General features: G+C 32.2%; 14 protein-coding genes. 7 read left to right on the forward strand and 7 right to left on the reverse strand.

Features of this window, described 5'->3' with window-relative positions:
* The first annotated feature begins 397 nt into the window (after positions 1–397).
* From QWY87_RS14920 to QWY87_RS14935, 4 genes are all read left to right on the forward strand, one after another.
* Positions 398–1,009 (forward strand): DEAD/DEAH box helicase, encoded by a 612-nt coding sequence (locus QWY87_RS14920; protein ID WP_290292687.1) that lies wholly within the window; start codon positions 398–400, stop codon positions 1,007–1,009.
* A 57-nt stretch (positions 1,010–1,066) separates the two neighbouring features.
* Positions 1,067–1,711: a thiamine phosphate synthase gene (locus QWY87_RS14925; protein WP_290292688.1), complete on the forward strand. Its 645-nt coding sequence runs from the start codon at positions 1,067–1,069 to the stop codon at positions 1,709–1,711.
* 136 nt (positions 1,712–1,847) lie between these two features.
* Complete coding sequence (locus QWY87_RS14930; protein WP_290292690.1) at positions 1,848–2,336, forward strand: heavy metal-binding domain-containing protein; 489 nt, start codon at positions 1,848–1,850, stop codon at positions 2,334–2,336.
* Positions 2,337–2,384: 48 nt separating this feature from the next.
* The gene (locus QWY87_RS14935) at positions 2,385–5,726 is read left to right on the forward strand and encodes an AsmA family protein (protein WP_290292691.1); all 3,342 of its coding nucleotides are present in this window, start codon (positions 2,385–2,387) and stop codon (positions 5,724–5,726) included.
* Here the strand turns inward: QWY87_RS14935 and QWY87_RS14940 are convergent.
* From QWY87_RS14940 to QWY87_RS14950, 3 genes are all read right to left on the reverse strand, one after another.
* The gene (locus QWY87_RS14940) at positions 5,718–6,938 is read right to left on the reverse strand and encodes an alpha/beta hydrolase-fold protein (RefSeq protein ID WP_290292692.1); all 1,221 of its coding nucleotides are present in this window, start codon (positions 6,936–6,938) and stop codon (positions 5,718–5,720) included. The genes QWY87_RS14935 and QWY87_RS14940 overlap by 9 nt on opposite strands.
* Positions 6,939–7,038: 100 nt before the next feature.
* Positions 7,039–10,596, reverse strand: coding sequence for a M1 family aminopeptidase (locus QWY87_RS14945; protein WP_290292693.1), 3,558 nt, complete (start codon positions 10,594–10,596; stop codon positions 7,039–7,041).
* Positions 10,597–10,599: 3 nt separating this feature from the next.
* Complete coding sequence (locus tag QWY87_RS14950) at positions 10,600–11,487, reverse strand: ABC transporter ATP-binding protein (RefSeq protein ID WP_290292695.1); 888 nt, start codon at positions 11,485–11,487, stop codon at positions 10,600–10,602.
* Positions 11,488–11,821: 334 nt separating this feature from the next.
* Between QWY87_RS14950 and QWY87_RS14955 the strand changes: the two genes are divergently transcribed.
* Positions 11,822–12,934, forward strand: coding sequence for a sensor histidine kinase (locus QWY87_RS14955; protein ID WP_290292698.1), 1,113 nt, complete (start codon positions 11,822–11,824; stop codon positions 12,932–12,934).
* Positions 12,931–13,635, forward strand: a complete 705-nt coding sequence (locus tag QWY87_RS14960; protein WP_290292700.1) for a LytR/AlgR family response regulator transcription factor — start codon at positions 12,931–12,933, stop codon at positions 13,633–13,635. Before QWY87_RS14955 ends, QWY87_RS14960 begins: the two co-directional genes overlap by 4 nt.
* Before the next feature lie 124 nt (positions 13,636–13,759).
* On the opposite strand, the gene QWY87_RS14965 is transcribed toward QWY87_RS14960, so the two are convergent.
* From QWY87_RS14965 to QWY87_RS14980, 4 genes are all read right to left on the reverse strand, one after another.
* Complete coding sequence (locus QWY87_RS14965; protein ID WP_353959177.1) at positions 13,760–14,002, reverse strand: cold-shock protein; 243 nt, start codon at positions 14,000–14,002, stop codon at positions 13,760–13,762.
* A 35-nt stretch (positions 14,003–14,037) separates the two neighbouring features.
* On the reverse strand, positions 14,038–15,000 hold the full coding sequence (locus QWY87_RS14970; RefSeq protein WP_290292703.1) for a fatty acid desaturase family protein: 963 nt from the start codon (positions 14,998–15,000) through the stop codon (positions 14,038–14,040).
* Positions 15,001–15,610: 610 nt separating this feature from the next.
* Positions 15,611–16,069 (reverse strand): FKBP-type peptidyl-prolyl cis-trans isomerase, encoded by a 459-nt coding sequence (locus QWY87_RS14975; RefSeq protein WP_290292704.1) that lies wholly within the window; start codon positions 16,067–16,069, stop codon positions 15,611–15,613.
* A 144-nt stretch (positions 16,070–16,213) separates the two neighbouring features.
* Positions 16,214–17,044, reverse strand: a complete 831-nt coding sequence (locus QWY87_RS14980) for an FKBP-type peptidyl-prolyl cis-trans isomerase (RefSeq protein ID WP_290292705.1) — start codon at positions 17,042–17,044, stop codon at positions 16,214–16,216.
* Positions 17,045–17,170: 126 nt separating this feature from the next.
* Here QWY87_RS14980 and QWY87_RS14985 point away from each other — a divergent pair, with 126 nt between their 5' ends.
* Positions 17,171–17,986: a DUF1853 family protein gene (locus tag QWY87_RS14985; protein ID WP_290292709.1), complete on the forward strand. Its 816-nt coding sequence runs from the start codon at positions 17,171–17,173 to the stop codon at positions 17,984–17,986.
* The last annotated feature ends 3 nt before the right edge of the window (positions 17,987–17,989 follow it).

A 17,989-nucleotide genomic window follows, 5' to 3' on the forward strand; every position in this document is an offset into this window, starting at 1 on the left:
AGTTTAATTTTTAATGGCATAAAAGCCAAATTCATTTCATAATGCTGACTTAGTCGGTAATTTACCGATACCTTTCTTCATATAAAAAAACACTTAATTCAGTACGTTTTTGTGCATATGACAAGGGTAAATAACGATTAAATTAAACCAAAAAATTTCGTTTTAACGACCTGCAGAATATTTAAAACACATTCCACTCCCCTCTCAGATAGTCATCTGAAAACATACAATTCCTTTTCTTATGGTGTTGACCTGCTTTAGTATAAGCGAAGTAAAACAACACGTTTGGTTTTATATCCAATAGAAAAAGTCACTTCTCTTATTAAATTGGTCTGCAGGTAGTATATTTGCTTAATTATCATGAATACGACACCGAACCATTATTTCTATAATTCATATGCCTTTTAAAAAATTACATCCTGAAATAAAAGAGAAACTAGAGGAGCTAGAAATAGCTACTCCTACTCCTTTTCAGCGAAAAAGCATTCCTGTCGTAAAAAGTGGCGCCAATGCTTTTTGCGCGGCTTCTAAAGATAGTGGAAAAACGACTTCACTTATACTTACTACTTTGCAAAAATTAAAATGCGAGGCAGTTGGAGATATGCCAAGAGCTGTGGTTCTTGTAGAAAATAAGGAAAAAGCCCTGGAATTATATGAAGCTTTTTTAGTATTTACCAGATACAAGTCCTTACGGGTTTATGCTGCGTATGAACAGCTTCATATTGATGTGCAAAAATCAGAAATATTTGAAGGTATTGACATCCTTATTTCTACGCCTGCCTCAATGAAAAAGTTACTCTTATCAAATGGAGTAAGTACGTCTCAATTAAAGATACTTAGTATTGATGACGCTGAGTTTCTAGTTCAGCCATCAGCTTATACGGCAGTTTTGTTGATTACCCAAAGTATTGGAAAATGTCAATATGTGCTATACTCAGAAAAAATGCACCCTATTCTAAAACGCTTTGAATCCAATTTTATGGAATACGCTGCAAAAGTTACCGTTTAGGATGCCAATGATGTATGACCAGTTAAATGCAACAACTTTAAATTTACAGAGCAAAACATGATAATACCTAAACTGCATTATGTTTCACAGGGAAATTCACCAAAAGAGCATTTGGATAATATTCAAAAGGCATGCACATCAGGTGCAGAATTGGTGCAATTAGATGTAAAAAATGTTTCTGAAAAGAAATTTTTAAAGTTGGCCGTAGCCGCCAGAGAAGTCACTTCTCATTATCAAACCAGATTAGTCATTAGCCATCATTATAAAATAGCTAAAGAAGTAAAAGCCGATGGTGTCTATTTATGGCAAACTGATTCCTGCCCTACTATAGCCAGAAAGCATTTACACAGCTGGCAAACCATTGGAGCAGCGGCAAATACTTTGCAAGAATGCGAATCATTAATTGCTAAAGAAGTCGATTATATTAGGTTAGGCCCCTTTAGAATAACTGAAACTAAAGACAACTTAAGTACTGTTTTAGGCTTGAATGGTTATACTGTAATTCTTGAAGCTTTACATACTGATACACCTATTCTTGGGGCTGGAGGAATCACAACAGAAGATGTTACAGCCATATTAGAAACAGGTATTTCTGGAATTGCCGTATCAGGAGAAATTACCCGAAATTTCAATAGTATAAGAACGTTTAACCAATTGCTAGTCGCATCGTCAACCGAAGAAAAACCTTATACTTTTCAATAAAAGCAACTATTTTCTGATGACGTTCAACTCTACTCAAAACGTGGATTTTAGTGCATGACTGTATTAAGAGCTTCATAATTATTTCTTACATTAGCTTAATTATTCTAACCCAATTATTTGGTTAAAACTACTTCTTATGAAAATTAAATCGCCTATTTTAAGCCTTTTTATCCTGGTGTTCTCAATGTTTATGTTTGTTTCATGCGCTGAGAAAAAGGCTGAAAAAAAATCTGAACCTATCGAAGAAACCAATGCCATTGTTGAATATAAATGCCCGATGGATTGTGAACACGGAAAAACATATCATGAAACGGGAAACTGTCCGGTTTGTAAAATGGACCTGAAGGAAGTTGATGCTAGTCATGCCGAGACCTGCAAGAAGCACAAAGATGGTAATTGTACTTGTCAAGGAAATAAGTGTAAATGCAAAGACTGTAAAGAGCATGCTAAAGAAATGACTTGTGAGCAACACAAAGACGGAAAATGTTCATGTGAAGGAGATAAATGCAAATGTAAAAATTGCAAAGAACACGCTACGGCTATGACCTGTACTCAACACAAAGATGGTAAATGTACTTGTGAAGGTGATAAGTGTGAATGTGCTAATTGTGCTGAACACTCCTAAACCCATAAGAAACCCTGTACTAACGAATAGTAAAAGGTGTTTCCTGCTATGCTTAAGAAAATATTTAGAAGTCTTTTCAAAATTTTCGGTGTACTAATAATTATTATAACATTAATAATTTTTGGAGCATCCTATTATATCGAGAACCATAAGGAAAGTTTGTTAGACTTTATGGAAGGAAGCTACAGCGATAATTATTATGGTAATTTAACTTTTGATGATGTTTCCATAAATACATTTAAAAACTTCCCTAACGCTGCTGTAACCTTAAAGAACTTTGCGATTTCAGACAGTATTTCAAATTACAACTATGGTAGTTTGGCCTTAGAGCAAGTGTTTTTCACTATTTCTGTAAGAAACATATTCGACAAAAAAATCCAATTCAAATCATTGCAAATCCGCAACGGTGATTTAAAGCTAATTAAAAAAGAAAAACATAAGACACCATTGCGTAAGCTATTCTCCAAGCGCACTAATGACTCACTTGGTATTGCCCAGAATTCCAACACATGGTTTTTTCATAAAAATGTGAACGTATTCGTTCATAACGTGCATGTTTCATTGGAGAATCAGGTTAAAAACAAAAGAATAAACTTTTTAATAAATGAATTTGATTCTCAATTATCCTTTACAGATAGTATTATTTATGGTGATAATAAATTGAATCTTGAGATAAAAGAATTGGGTCTAAATGTAAAGAATGGAACTTTTTTTAATGGTACTCAGTTGAGCGGTGATTTCCCCTTAACTTTCAATAAAGTAACTGAGCAAATATCGACTCCTTTTTTTGATTTAAACATTGACAATCAGGCGCATAAGCTAAAGGTTGATATCAGCACTAGTGATCAAGGGAAATTCAAAATTGCCTTAGAAAATACTGCTACAGATATAAAAAAAATTAGCCACTTCCTTAGCCAAAATATTGAAGAAAAATTGCAAAATTTCAAAATATCTAAACCCTTTTATACCTATGCAGAAATTGAAGGAGGCTTAGGACCTGGAAGCCTTCCTCTGATTAAAATTAATTGCAGAACTAAAAATAATGACATTTTCATTAATGATAGCACGCATATAAAAAATGTGTCTTTTTCAGGTGATTTTGTGAATACGATAGACAAGCAGATGCCAATGGTAATCGGCCAAAAAAAAGGCTTTCAGATTCATGTAGATAGTTTAATTGCTGACTTCAATAATTCGTCAATAAACATCAATCATATTCAGGTATCTCATAAATTTAATAACAAATACCAAACAAAAAATAATAATTGGTTTCCAAATATGGATAGTCATATTATAATTGAAAATGGTGATTTTATGATGTTGGATACCCTAAAGAATAAGCGTATATCTGGCTATATTAATGAACTGAACACAAAACTTAATTTTAATAAGAACACCATCAACTCATCTATTCAATTGGATATTCAAATGAAAGAAATGGGCTTGAACCTTTCCAATGGAACTTTTTTCAATGACGCTCATTTAGTTGGTAATATGACATCGACTTTTAATAAGTTAAGCAAACACATTGAAGTACCTTTTTTTAAGTTAAAAATTGACAAACAAGAATTTAATGTAAAGGCGGACATAAATACAAATAATGCCGGAAGTTTTATTTTTGTTTTAGAAAATCACCAGACTAAATTTAAAGAAACAACCTCACTCCTATCTCAAAACATTCAAAGAAAACTGAACAGCTTTAAGGCTTCTAAACCTTTTTACACCTTTACTACTCTAGATGGAAGCTTTGAACGAGGGAGTAATCCTTTGGTATCAATAGATTTTGAAACATTCGACAATAACATTGTCATAAACGATACTATTCATTTTGATAATGCAAATTTTTCTGGACAGTTCAGCAATAGAATCTATGATGATGAACGAAGAAAATTTGAGAGTAAAAAGAATCTAAAAATAAAATTCAACGACTTAAAGGTCGAATATGACAGCATAGCCTTGAATTTCAATTATGCAACATTTTTAAGTACACCAACAGTAAAAAATTATATAGACTATGAGTTTACTGTAAAAGAACCTGCCAACGTTTTAAACTCATTTTTTAATAATACCAATTTTATTTTTACAAAAGGAACGCTTGATTTTATTACCAGCTACAAAGGTGAAATTGATGAATTAAGCTATTTGTATTATAATTCGAATAGTAGTTTAAGGCTTCTAGAAAGTAATATTTTACACAACGCATTAAATTTAGAATTTCCAATCGATACGCTTCAGGTTAAAATTGTAAATACAAATGGTTTTCTTGAAAATTTGGTTATTCCTATGAATAACACAAAAAACAGTTTGCATTTTAAAGGTGAAATTGACAATGTAACTTCTTTAATATTTGAAGACGGAGATGCAGCTAAAACGAATCTTGAGATGTTTTCAGATCGCATTATTTGGAAAGACTTTTTCGCCATGTTTAAGGCCCTTAAAAAAAGTAAAAATAGAATTGATGAAGAAGGGAAAACGGTACTTTTTAGTGAAACCATTAAAGTCATTAAGCAAAAGTTTAACCCTACATTTAATTTACTGATAAATAGTTTTAAATATGATGATACCCAAATAAACAATTTGACTTCAGAAGTCTTATTGTATAATGAGCATGTGTATTTAGGCAAAACTGGATTCAATTATAGAGAAGGTGAAGTATCATTAGAGTTGGATTTTGATATTTCAAAAACCGATGAATCATTGTTTGATATAAGTCTTGAGTTTACAGATATTGACTTGGAGCCTTTTTTAAAGGAGTTTGATTATTTTGAAATCTCATCTTTACAAAATGCAACAAAAACTACTGGAATCATTTCTTTGGACACAGGGATGTCGGGTGTAATACATGAAGTTAACGGGCTAGACACGAGAAGTTTAAAGGGCTATATAAATTTTGATTTAAGAAAACTTGAATTAAGTGATTTTGAGCCTATTCAAAAAATTGGAGATAAAATTTTTAAAGATAAACGCCTTGAAGATATTAAGTTTGCAGATATTTCACAAGAGATATACATTGCCGACAGAACAATAGAACTGCCGAGAACCGAAATACAATCTACTGCTTTTAATTTATTTATTGAAGGGCATTTTAATTATGATGACAACACAAACTTTTGGCTATCTATTCCGTTGGCTAACTTTAAAAAACGAGATATAGTTACTATTCCCGATAAACAAGGGTTTATTAATTCAGGGAAAAAAGTTTTTATTCAGGTTAAAAATAATGAAGACGGCGAATTAGATTACAAACTGCACCTTTCAAATAAAAAACTATATAAGGAAAGAGGTAATCTCACCCAGTATAGAGAAAATCATAAGAATAATCGGAAATTAAGAAATCATAATGAGAAAATGAAAAGAGTTAAAAACAGAGAATTAAAAAGACTAGAATGATGCTATTTTAGCTTTTATTTCTGGCTGATCTTCGTCGAGTTCTAATGACTTCTCATAGGCTTTCTTAGCCTTTTTTCTTTCACTGATTGCAAGATAAACATCCCCTTTTCCTTCATATAAGACTGCTGAATTAGGAAATCTGCTTATTCCTTTGTCATAAATCAGTAAAGCTTCCTCAGCATTATCATTTTTCAAATAGTAAGAGGCGAATCGATCTAACCAGAAATCTCGAGAAACCAACTCCAGGAAATCATCAAATTCTTCCATATATGAATCAAAACGTTCATAATTATCTTCATTCATGGCATTATAAACCAAAAAATGCTTTGTTTCTTTATGGATGTCAGTTGGAAGGTCATAGCGTTCTCCTCTTTTTTTATAATAGGCCCGTAATGCATCTAATCCACCGTATTGATCATAAGCTTTAAGACTTCTCAACCTGATTGGTTTATAGTCATTAAAATAATCACTCAAACCCTCATGAATTGTTTTAAGAGGTGTTGTATAATGATCTTCTCTATCCAAAACTGTATACCTCCAAACTTGTTCTGTTTTTATGGGTTGTTCAATTATTGATAAAAAAGTGCTGTCTTGAGTAATCCAATGTTCTTCTGGCGCTGCTGTAACCAAAAGAAATTTATTTGATTCAATAGCATCACTCTTTAATAACTTTACTTTTTCCATTCTTTCATCCGTAGCATGTGTGGGGCTTGCTAAAATAAAAGCGCTAAAAAGGTTATTCTTTTCTGTGAGGACCTCAAATCCCAAGCCAGCGGCCATTTCCCAACCAAAATAGATACGTTCCTTTTCCTTTTTTGTTCTATAAGTGGCATCGATATAAGGTACGAGTTCAGTTTCCAGAAAGCCGAGAAAACTATCTGATTCCTCATAAAATAAAACCCTTCTTTTCTGTCTGTCTGTATTAATTCCTACAACAATAAATTTAGGCGTCTTATCTCGAAAAGCCAACATTTCTTTATAGGCTATTCCAAGCATAAAATATTCTTGTCCGTCTAAAACATATAGCACTGGGTAGCTTTGTTCCGACACATCATAATCATTTGGTAAATAGATTTTTATAGTTCTATCTTGATTTAAAATTAAAGATTTAATCGTATGATTAAAACCTATAGTAATTTCAGAATCTTCTTCTTGTGCAAAGCTGTTTATACTTAAAAAACAGCATGCGAGTACAATGATTAATAGTTTCATTTAATTGCTTGGTTTAATGATAAAGCCCAAATGTAAACGCTTGAATTCTCAAACAATCACATTTGAACTTTTTTACCATTTATTTAACTTTAAATTACCCTTATAGACTTATTATATTATCTGTAAAGTTTTCATCAGACCTTGTTCCATATGGATCTATAGCAATATACTTAGGTAGTTCTTTTACAATGATCTTAATGATTGTTTCTTCTTTATTAATAGTATTTGATTCATAATATAGAAGCGTACTATCATCTTTCACAATAGAAGGATGTGCTGTAAATACTCCGATTTTAATGGGTTCATTTATAGCTATTTCCTTGATTTCTCCAGTATCCAATGTTTTAAAACGTTTTGCTTTGACTTTTGCAGTAATCTCATAAGTTCCATTCACTAATACTTTATAAGAACTATCTTCAATTCCTAAATCATAGGTAATCACTTTTTTAAACCAATCATCAATTAAAATATGTTGCTCTTGAGATGTTACTTTATAGAGCTCTTCTAAAAACTCAATAGAAGTGGCATCTAATTTATTTTTATTTCGGTGTTTGTCTGTTATGGTTTTCAAGACATAATTTACTTGCTTCTCTCCTATTAAATCTCTTAAGGCCAACATTACAGTTAAAGCCTTTCCATAAGAAATATAGCCTTGACTTGTTACCTTATAAACGGGAGGTTCAAGTTCGTTTGCATAAGACCTTCCTGTAAAATAGCGCCTTCTAGAGTCTTCGTTCAATGTAAATATTGCTCTTTTTCCGTACATCTTTTCTAGAACTACCGCTTCTGTATATTTTGCAAATCCTTCTATTAATAAAGAACCTCCAGCTACAGGTTTTGCAGATAAAGTATGGCCCCACCATTGATGTGCCACTTCATGAATCGTTCTTTTGGCCACTAAATTAAAAGTCTCTGGATTACTTTGGTCGGTCAAATACAATCTGTCTTCTACCATTGATATCATACCGGGATGTGCAAATCCACCAAAAGGCCAATGTGCAGGAATTTCTGCAATTCTGATATGACCAAAATTGTAGGCGCCAAAGTTTTCTTGACAATAATCTAAGGTTTGTTTTATGCTGTTTTCAACGTTATCAATATTAAAGTGATGCTTGGCATCATAATACTGTTCTATTGCAATTTCGTTATGTATAGTCTTCTGAGTTTTATACTTCGCTGAAAAATAGGCGACTACTGGTAAAATTTTATCCTTGGATTTATAATGGTAATAATTTCTTTCATTTTCAGACCACGCTTTAATTAAGCTGCCAGAGCTTAATGCCGTTTGACCTTTTTCAGTAGAAATAATTGTTTCAAACCTGATTTTTTCATTTTTGACATCTTCCATTAAGACATGCGCATCGGTATTATTCTCTTCTACTCTTTCGGGTAAACCTCTTTTTTGGCGTTCAAAACTATTTGTTATTTCTAATCCATTACCATAACCTAAAACAGGTTCAAAATTTCTATCACTTATATAGCTTCCGTTTTTAACAATCGAATTGTCTTCATCATAGCCTTTTAATGACTTCTCAAATTCATAGCTGAATTTCACAGAATCATTTGGCTGTAATGCTTTTTTGAACTGAAATAAATAAGTGCTAAAAAAGCTATCATGCGCTACCAAATCTGCATTTTCTATGGCTATTTTTTCTAAAGAAATTCTTTCGTGAATAAAAACTTTTGACAGTGGTTTGTCACTTTTATTTTTCAATATATAATGGGCCTTTACCGTATATTTTCTTTCATTTGGATAAAGTGCTACTTCTGTTTTTTTAGAGGTAGCAATCGGTCTTTCTAAGATTTCATATTGTTTAAATTTACGCTCATAGTTTTCTCTAAAATCCAAATCATCATTACTGGTTTCATAAACAGACAGGATGTTTACATTATAAAAAACCAGACTTCCTGCTCCAATAAATAATAGCATTAAAAATGTAAAGGCAATTTTTTGCAACGCCGACCATCCATATTTTAGTTGTTTTAGTTTTGTTGAAAAAGGAGCAACTACGCCTCTATTCCAAATTTTAAACGAAACAATCACTAATAACAATCCCAATGCAAACCAAAACAGAGCCAAGTGATCAAATAAAATTGAATCGTCACTGAATCCATTCATATTGTTATACGTTACTCTTGGCATAAAACCAATACTTGTTAATGGATGTTCTAATCCTAACATGCCTGATTTCAAACTGAGAATAACGATTAAACCAAATATTCCCATTCCCATGTATTTATGTTGCACCAGATTATTTACAAATAAGGCTATCATAGAGTAGACTACTAACTGAACTCCGTAATAATAAAATAATGAAGCATATAAACTAAATTCAAAGTTTGAATAGTTTAAACCTACTTGAAACAGCATACATATGATGATTCCAGTACTCATTAGAATTATGGGTAACAACAACAGGGCACTTAATTTTGATAAAAAGAAAACCCAATTCTTACCAGGTGTCGCATCAACAATACTATTGAAATTTAAATTGCGTTCTTTCCAAACGATTTCTGAACTATAGAACGTAATGAGGATCAAACTAAAAATTGATAGTGGATCGACAAATAAATCTAATAACTGATTAGTAAAAGGATAAACGCTCACACCATATTGACCTCCGCTAATAACAGTTGAATATAATTCTGAAAAGACAATAAATAACCACATTAATAAGACCGCAATAAAGGGCAGACTTCTAAAAACATTTTTCAACTCTATGCTTAATAAAGAAAAGAAGGCATATCGTTGCGCTTTAAAATTATGCAATGCTTTGATTGGTTTGTAAGTCAATAATTGTTGTTCCTCTTTATTAGCTTGGGGTTCTTTTTTAACTTTTTTAGTGATTTTCCTAAATGAAAACAGTTTATAGGTTACTAAAAGAAATCCAACAGAAACAAGCATCCAAATAATTCTATTCATTAGAAATATTCCTGAAAAAGAAAGCAATTGTGTATTCTTTTGAAAAGGTGTCCAAAACTGTGTTTGTTCAAAAAATGCGGCTATTCCAAATGGGTCTGCAATTGCTGCTATGACCATGCTTTCTGGAGAAGCCGGAACAGCTTGTGCCATTAATGGCGAATTTAAAAAGATAGAACTCACAAAATATAGCATATAAACAAACACGGCACTTACATAGGTTGCTGTACTATTTTTAGTTAGTGTACTTACAGAAAAAATAATTGTAGAACATATAAATATATTAGGAACAACAATGTATAGCCAAGGTTGCAAATAGGTCATGAACTGAAAATCTGCGATTCTTGCTGTATCTAAATTAGAAGTAGTAATTCCCAAAAAATATCCAAAAAGAAAAGGCGAAAATGCAAGAACACTAAAAATGAATGTTCCTATAAAACGACTCCAGAAATAGTGACTCTTTTTAATTGAAGAACTATAGATTAAACCCTCCAGATCATATTGTTTGTCTCTAAGCATAGCGCTTATGGCAAAAAACATGGTTATAAATACACTTGCCAGCGTAAGGATATTTGTATAAAAATATACTTGATATACAGCGTTAAAGTTAACACCTGCAGGTGCAAAACCTTGTCTGCCTATAAATACGCCTAATGCTAAAAACAAAAGGGCGAATATGGGAAAAGCGCGTTGTTTTAATTGATAATAAACTTCAAATTGGATTAATTTTTTAAACATAATTTATGCTTTTTGTATTACTTGATTAAACAATGTTGTGAAGTAATAATCTTCTAAATTTGGTGTTATCATTTCAAAACCTGCCTCAGGTTTGTTATCAGAAAGGACCCTGATTTGCGTTTCGCCAGAAACCAGCTTTGTGGAGATTACATCAAAGGTTTTTTTATAAACATCAAGATTTGCTTTAGGAATAATCTTTGTCCAAATTTTCCCTTCGATGCTTGCAACCAGTTCTCTTGGATTTCCTTCTGAAATGATTTCACCATGAGCAAGTATTGCCATTTTAGGACATAAATTTTTTACATCTTCTACTATATGAGTAGATAGAATAACAATGACGTTCTCCCCTATTTCACTGAGTAAATTTAGAAAGCGGTTACTCTCTTCTGGGTCTAAGCCAGCTGTAGGTTCATCTACAATAATCAATTGTGGATTGGCCAAAAGGGCTTGAGCAATGCCAAAACGTTGACGCATTCCACCAGAAAAAGTATAGACAGATTTTTTTCTATGTTGGTACAGGTTTACCTGTTGTAATAAAGCATTCACTTGATTCTTGCGCTCCTTTTTATCTAGAATACCTTTAAGAATGGCTAAATGATTGAGTAACTTTTCTGCCGAAATTTTTGGATAGACCCCAAATTCCTGAGGTAAATAGCCCAAATTCTCCCTGACATATTGAGGATTCGAGATAATATCAACATCGTTAAATATAATGCTGCCTTCACTCGGTTCTTGCAAGGAGGCAATGGTGCGCATTAAAGAAGATTTTCCTGCTCCGTTAGCTCCCAATAAGCCAAACATACCGTTTGTAATTTTTATAGATATACCATCAATAGCTTTTACGCCATTGGGATAGGTTTTACTTAGATTTTTAATTTGTAAAGTGTTCATATAGATTGGTTTATTTTATGTTTAATTGACATTATTAAAACGTCTTCTGATATTCCATTTATAACCCATTGTGTTTTGATTTGTGCGTGTATTCATATTGCTATATATAGTTTTCATAATGATTATTTTAATGTTCGAGACAAACATATGGGCATTGTTTAGGCTATCGAATTATTAATGACAAAGAGGATATAAATGAGCTTACATGATCTTATAATCAGGCTCAATTGAGTTCATGCAGAAAAAGTGCTGGTTCATGTCAATTATCATAGTGTCTGCCAATTTAGTTGCCCAGAACAGATAACATATTTACTTTTGACCTATGATTCAGTTTTTGAAAAAATACAAAGCGTTTTTTATTGGATTAATTATAGTACCAATAATAGCTGTACTAGAATATATTGGGGTTTTCATTATTCCAGAAAATGGGCAATTAGAAGTCTTCTTCGTTATTATTTTTTGGTGGTTATTAATTTCATTACCAATACATAACTGGAAATATTTGAGACGGTATAAAAAATCCTTTTTAAGAATTTCATCTCTATTGCTGTTATTCCTTACAGCGCTATTTATAGATGGCTTAATGGATATACCAGACAATCCAATAACATTTGTCCTTTTAATGGGATTCTGGCTTGGCTCTGTTTATGTTTTGATTCCTTCGTTTATTAAAAAATATTGGAAATTGATTCTAATTATTTATGGACCACTATTTTTATATTTCCTTTATTTAAGATTGTTTTCTGGTGATGTAGAAGCCTATTTAGAAATTAAACAAGATTTTCCTTTTTTCATATTCTTTTTACCGATTCCAGTACTATTTCTTGTTTGGGTCTTTGAACAATGGAAATGGATACAAAACCTGAAGGCAGAAAAATCAAAGTCAGAATTAGAAATGCTGCAGGCACAAATTAATCCACATTTCTTTTTTAATACATTGAATAATCTTTATGCCTTGACCATTAAACATTCGGATAAAGCACCAGAAGTCATTTTAAAATTATCCGAAATGATGCGCTATACTATTTATGAAGGAAAAAAAGATTTTGTTCCTATTAAGGACGAGATTGAATACCTTTCCAACTATATTGAATTGCACAAAATAAGGTATCGCAATAAAGTTGATATCCAGTTTAATCATGATATTGAGAGCAACATTGAAATTGCTCCACTGTTATTTATCATTTTTTTAGAAAATGCTTTTAAACACGGTCTTGAAAAAAATCATGAAACGGGTTATATTCACATGAATTTAGAAGGTAACACTCAGCAAATTCATTTTAAAATTGAAAATAATTTTGAGTTGGAGAAAGAAGATGACACAACTGGTATCGGCTTGACTAATTTAAAAAGGCGCTTGGAATTGACCTACCCAAATAAGTATGAATTGAAGATAACAACCGAGAATAAAGTATATGTTGCCGACCTTAAAATTAAGCTAATATGATGAAGTATATTATTGTTGATGATGAGCCTTTGGCACATGATGTTATAGAATCCTTCTGTGAATTATTGCCCCATTTAAGTTTAGAAAAACACTGTTATAATGCTATGGAAGCGATGCAGTATTTGAATAACAATACAGTAGATTTCATGTTTTTGGATATCAATATGCCAAAGCTAACGGGCTTTGACTTTTTAAGGACGCTTACGAATCCGCCTAAAATTATTGTGACCACTGCCTATAAAGAATTTGCTTTGGAAGGCTATGAACTTAACGTTTCAGATTATATATTAAAACCTTTTAGTTTTGATCGTTTAGTGAAAGCGATAAATAAAGCCATTAGCGAGGTGCCAAAAAATGTACATACTACAATTGCCCCAGACTCAAGTGAGGTTCCTTCAAGATTATTTTTAAAGGGTGATAAAAAATACCATCAAATTCATTTGGATGACATCTTATATATAGAAGCCTATGGTAATTATTCTAAGGTATATCTAAAAGATGAAATGATTGTGAGTCATGAGAAAATATCTCATTTTGAAGAGCTGTTAAATGCCTCTAACTTTTTGCGCGTTCACAAATCATTTATTGTGGCCATTAACAAGATCAAATTTATAGAAGGTAACCGAATTTTAATAAATGACCATAAAATACCAATTGGTCAAACATATAAAAGCAATATTAATAAGCTTTATAACAGCTAATTATAGCTTCATCTACGGTCTGCCTCACTCCTACAGATAAAAAGATCACCTGTACAGTATATGGTCTTTCTAAAATAAAAAAACCATCTATTTAGATGGTTTTTAAAATTGCTAAATGCCTTATTTAAGCTAAACTTACTTTTACCGCACTTAATCCTTTCTCGCCTTGTTCAACATCAAATGTTACATTGTCGTTTTCTTTTATTTGATCAATAAGGTTTGATGTATGCACAAAAATTTCTTCATCAGAGTCTTTAACCGCTATAAATCCAAATCCTTTTGCGTTATTGAAAAATTTCACTGTACCTTCTTTCATAATAGTATCTTTATTAGTATTCATTAATTTATTAAAAAACTGTTTTATCATTATTCTATATTTTAATTTATTCTCGAATTCATCTTTTATATAATACTTGCTTTTGGTTTTTCCCCTAATAAACGGAGCATCTTCATGTGATCTAAAATGGCATGAAAAATTGATTTTTTAACATGATATGGCATACCAAATTCTTGTGCTGTATCTGACACTATTTTTGTTAGTTTTTTATAGTGTACGTGACATACATCTGGCAGTACATGATGCTCTACCTGGTAATTCAGGCCACCAATAAGCCAAAATAACAGGTTGCTTTTTGGTGAAAAGTTACTGGTGGTAGCAAATTGATGTCCATACCAATCATCGTCCATAACACCCATTTTATTGGGAAGCGGAAACTTGTTAGTCGGCATAATATGTGCAATTTGAAAAACAATACTCACTAAGATTCCAGTCACAAAATGCATGCATAAAAATGCCAATAAAATAAGCCACCAAGCTTGTGGCAACATAATCATAGGCAATATGAGTGCATATGAATAATACAAAATTTTCCAAGCTGTCATGCTCATTAGTGCTTTGTTGTATTCATTTTTCTTATCTAAAAACCCCATGGATTTAAAGCGTTTTAAACGCACAAAATCTTTACTGGTAATCCAAAATAGCGTCGATATCGCATAGATAAACCATATATAAATATGTTGAAACCGTTGTATTGAATTGTGTTCAGCATTTGGGGAAAATCTTAGAAAAAATGGGGTATTAATATCATCATCTGCATGATCTATATTGGTATAGGTATGGTGCAATACATTGTGTTGTATTTTCCAAACCCTTGCATTGGCTCCAATAAGATTTAAGGTATAGCCTAAGAGTGTGTTTATTTTCTTGTTTCTTGAATACGAACCGTGTATGGCATCATGCATAACGCTCATGCCGATTCCTGCCATTCCCAATCCACTTAATATATACAGTAAAAAAAGAGACCAAACGGTTGTCGCCATTCCTGAAGCGAGCAGAATTAATGGTAAAAAAAATAAGGCCAACATAAATACAGTTTTAACAACCATAGTTGAATTGGCATTTCGACTTTTGTTGTTGGTCTTAAAATATGTATTTACCCTGCTTCTTAATGTTTTTGAAAAGTTGGAATTTATGTCTCTTGAAAATTTTAGATTTTCGATGTTATTATTTTTTATTTATTCTTGCTACTTCAATAACCCTATGATTTCAACTAAGAGATTTTTGTACAATTCTTAACTAAATAATAATGCATAGAAGCTTTTTGACGAATTAGACCTATTGGACTAATGCATGTCTATAAAAAAAATGAAGAAAGCGAAAGGCTGATTAAAGTTGTAAGAAATTAAAAAAGAAAGCCGTCTAAATAATTTACCCCACAAAGGTACACTAAATTAGTGTGGGCCTTTCTAATAATGTGTTAAATAATTGATAATCAATTTCATACTGTTTGCAGGCCTTCCCATCCAATACTACAGTCATTTTTGAGCAATAGTGTTACAAGAGATGAAATTTAACAAGAGATAATCCGATATATTTCAAACGGCTATTAGAAGAAATTCAAGTAAACAACTAAAAAAAGGAGCTTATATTTAAATAATATAAACTCCTTTTTTTTATTAAATTGAATTCTTAATACTAATTTATCGAAATTAAATTTACTTCAAAAACCAGCACTGATCCACCGGGAATACCATTATAGTCACAGCTTCCATAGGCTAGATGAGCTGGGATGAGCAATAAGCCGCTACCACCTTCTTTAAAATATTGAATACCTTCTGTCCAACCCGGAATTACACGATTTAAATCAAATGAGATACCATCTTCATCACTTTGATCAAAAATATCACCATTAGTGAAAGTTCCTTTGTAAGCTACTGTTACATTAGAATTTTGGGTTGGTTGAGCCCCTGTTCCTGGTTCATCAATAACATAAAACAATCCTGAGCCAGACTCAGAGGCATCTAAATTATTAAAATCTATAAATTCAATTATTTCCTCTTCATTTTCTGCTCTATAATCCTTATCTAAACAATTTTCGTCATCATTACACGATATAAAAAGAAGAACAAAAAAGGCAATAAAAAATGGTTTCATATTTAGATATTTTTTTATTTAATCCGCCGAAACTACAAAATAAAATATTGTTAAATGTTAGAATTAACCTAAAGTTTGACTTCGTTTTCTTTCAGCTGTAATTGACTGATATCATTGGTCAATGATCAAATTTAAATCCAGTTTCTAATTGACTGAAACTAAATTAACTTCAAAAACCAGCACGGAACCACCAGGAATATTCTGACTCCCAAACCTACCATACGCTAAAGATGAAGGTATCAATAGTTTTCCCTTACCCCCTTCTTTAAAAAACTGAAGCCCCTCTATCCATCCAGGAATAAAATTGTTCAGTTGTGTGGTGATACCATTTTCATCGCTTTCGTCAAACACATCGCCATTCGTAAAATATCCTTTATAAGCAACTGTCACAGTTGATGTCTCTAAAGGGAAATCTCCATCTCCCTGTTCATCAATAACATAAAACAATCCTGAATCACTTTGAACAGCCTGTAAGTCGTTATCAGAAACATATGCTAAGATTTCAGATTTATTTTCAGCGACATAATCTATCAATTCAACTTCGAAAATAATAACAGAGCCAGCAGGGATTTCACCATAATCGTTACTTCCATAAGCCAAATGTGCCGGAATTAGCAACATACCGCTTCCGCCTTCGTTAAAAAATTGCAGGCCTTCTACTAAACCTGTTATTTCAGATTGTAAATTAATTGAGACCCCTTCTTCATTATTCTCTAAAAGAACTTTGCCATCAGTTAGCATCCCTTTATAACGCAATGAAACATCCGAGGTTATCGTAATTTCCGTCCCCTCACCTTGCTCATCTACCACATAATGCAGGCCTGATCCTGTAGCCTTGGCATCCAAATTGTTTTGACGAATGTATTCTTGTATTTCTCTTTCGTTTTCTGCTTTGTAATCAACTGATATAGACTCTTCGTCATCATTACACGATATAAAAAGAAGAACAAAAAAGGCAATAAAAAATGGTTTCATATTTCAATTTTTTTTAATTATGGCGGCAAATATACTTAATTGTATTTGTTGTTAATTAAAATTTGCGTTAAAATAAACACAAGATTATTTATAGTCTCCAAGTGATATCTCTTACATTAGCTATTCATGGATTTAACAGATAAAAACATACAACTGCAATATCAAGGATATGTGAACACGCCCTTATTATGGCAGCTTAATTCGCTTTATGGCTTGAAGCAGTTTGAGTTTTCTGAATCTTCAAAACAGATATTTCCAGATAGTATTCCTGAAAGGATGCGACTTGGAAATCGAGTAGAGAAATTTGTTTATCATGATTTGAGACATAACCTGAATATTGAGATGCTGCTTGAAAACCAACAAATTCAGGATGGGAAGCTTACCATAGGTGAGTTAGACTGTGTTTTAAAACAAGACCACCTTCCGATTCATCTGGAAATTGTCTATAAATTTTACCTGTATGATCCTGAAGTAGGCAGTTCTGAACTTGAGCACTGGATCGGGCCGAACAGAAATGATACCTTGCTCAAGAAGCTCAATAAATTAAAGCATAAACAGTTGCCGCTACTTCACAATAGGCATACAAAAGAAGTTTTGAATAAAGTGAATCTGCTGGCTGATGAGATTAATCAAAGAGTCTATTTTAAGGCTCAGTTATTTGTGCCTTATCAGGCACATGTTGAATTCGATCAATTAAATGAGCAGTGTCTAAAAGGTGTTTATATTCATGCCTCAGAAATTGAACAACTATCAGGTTGTGAATTCTTTATCCCAACTAAGGTTGATTGGCTTCAAGAAGCCAGACCTGAGGTTGATTGGATGCCTTTTATTAATTTCAAGGAACTTATCAAGCCTATATTACATGAAAAAAGAGCTCCCTTGTGTTGGATAAAATTCCCGGATGGTAAACTTCAGAAATTTTTCGTGGTTTGGTGGAGCTAATCA

It is taken from the genome of Lutimonas halocynthiae (assembly GCF_030409835.1).
Taxonomy (GTDB): Bacteria; Bacteroidota; Bacteroidia; order Flavobacteriales; family Flavobacteriaceae; genus Lutimonas; species Lutimonas halocynthiae.

Coding starts and splice junctions, on each gene's coding strand:
- QWY87_RS14920 (WP_290292687.1), top strand. CDS start 398: ATGCCTTTTAAAAAATTACATCCTGAAATAAAAGAGAAACTAGAGGAG.
- QWY87_RS14925 (WP_290292688.1), top strand. CDS start 1,067: ATGATAATACCTAAACTGCATTATGTTTCACAGGGAAATTCACCAAAA.
- QWY87_RS14930 (WP_290292690.1), top strand. CDS start 1,848: ATGAAAATTAAATCGCCTATTTTAAGCCTTTTTATCCTGGTGTTCTCA.
- QWY87_RS14935 (WP_290292691.1), top strand. CDS start 2,385: ATGCTTAAGAAAATATTTAGAAGTCTTTTCAAAATTTTCGGTGTACTA.
- QWY87_RS14940 (WP_290292692.1), bottom strand. CDS start 6,938: ATGAAACTATTAATCATTGTACTCGCATGCTGTTTTTTAAGTATAAAC.
- QWY87_RS14945 (WP_290292693.1), bottom strand. CDS start 10,596: ATGTTTAAAAAATTAATCCAATTTGAAGTTTATTATCAATTAAAACAA.
- QWY87_RS14950 (WP_290292695.1), bottom strand. CDS start 11,487: ATGAACACTTTACAAATTAAAAATCTAAGTAAAACCTATCCCAATGGC.
- QWY87_RS14960 (WP_290292700.1), top strand. CDS start 12,931: ATGATGAAGTATATTATTGTTGATGATGAGCCTTTGGCACATGATGTT.
- QWY87_RS14965 (WP_353959177.1), bottom strand. CDS start 14,002: ATGATAAAACAGTTTTTTAATAAATTAATGAATACTAATAAAGATACT.
- QWY87_RS14970 (WP_290292703.1), bottom strand. CDS start 15,000: ATGTTGGCCTTATTTTTTTTACCATTAATTCTGCTCGCTTCAGGAATG.
- QWY87_RS14975 (WP_290292704.1), bottom strand. CDS start 16,069: ATGAAACCATTTTTTATTGCCTTTTTTGTTCTTCTTTTTATATCGTGT.
- QWY87_RS14980 (WP_290292705.1), bottom strand. CDS start 17,044: ATGAAACCATTTTTTATTGCCTTTTTTGTTCTTCTTTTTATATCGTGT.
- QWY87_RS14985 (WP_290292709.1), top strand. CDS start 17,171: ATGGATTTAACAGATAAAAACATACAACTGCAATATCAAGGATATGTG.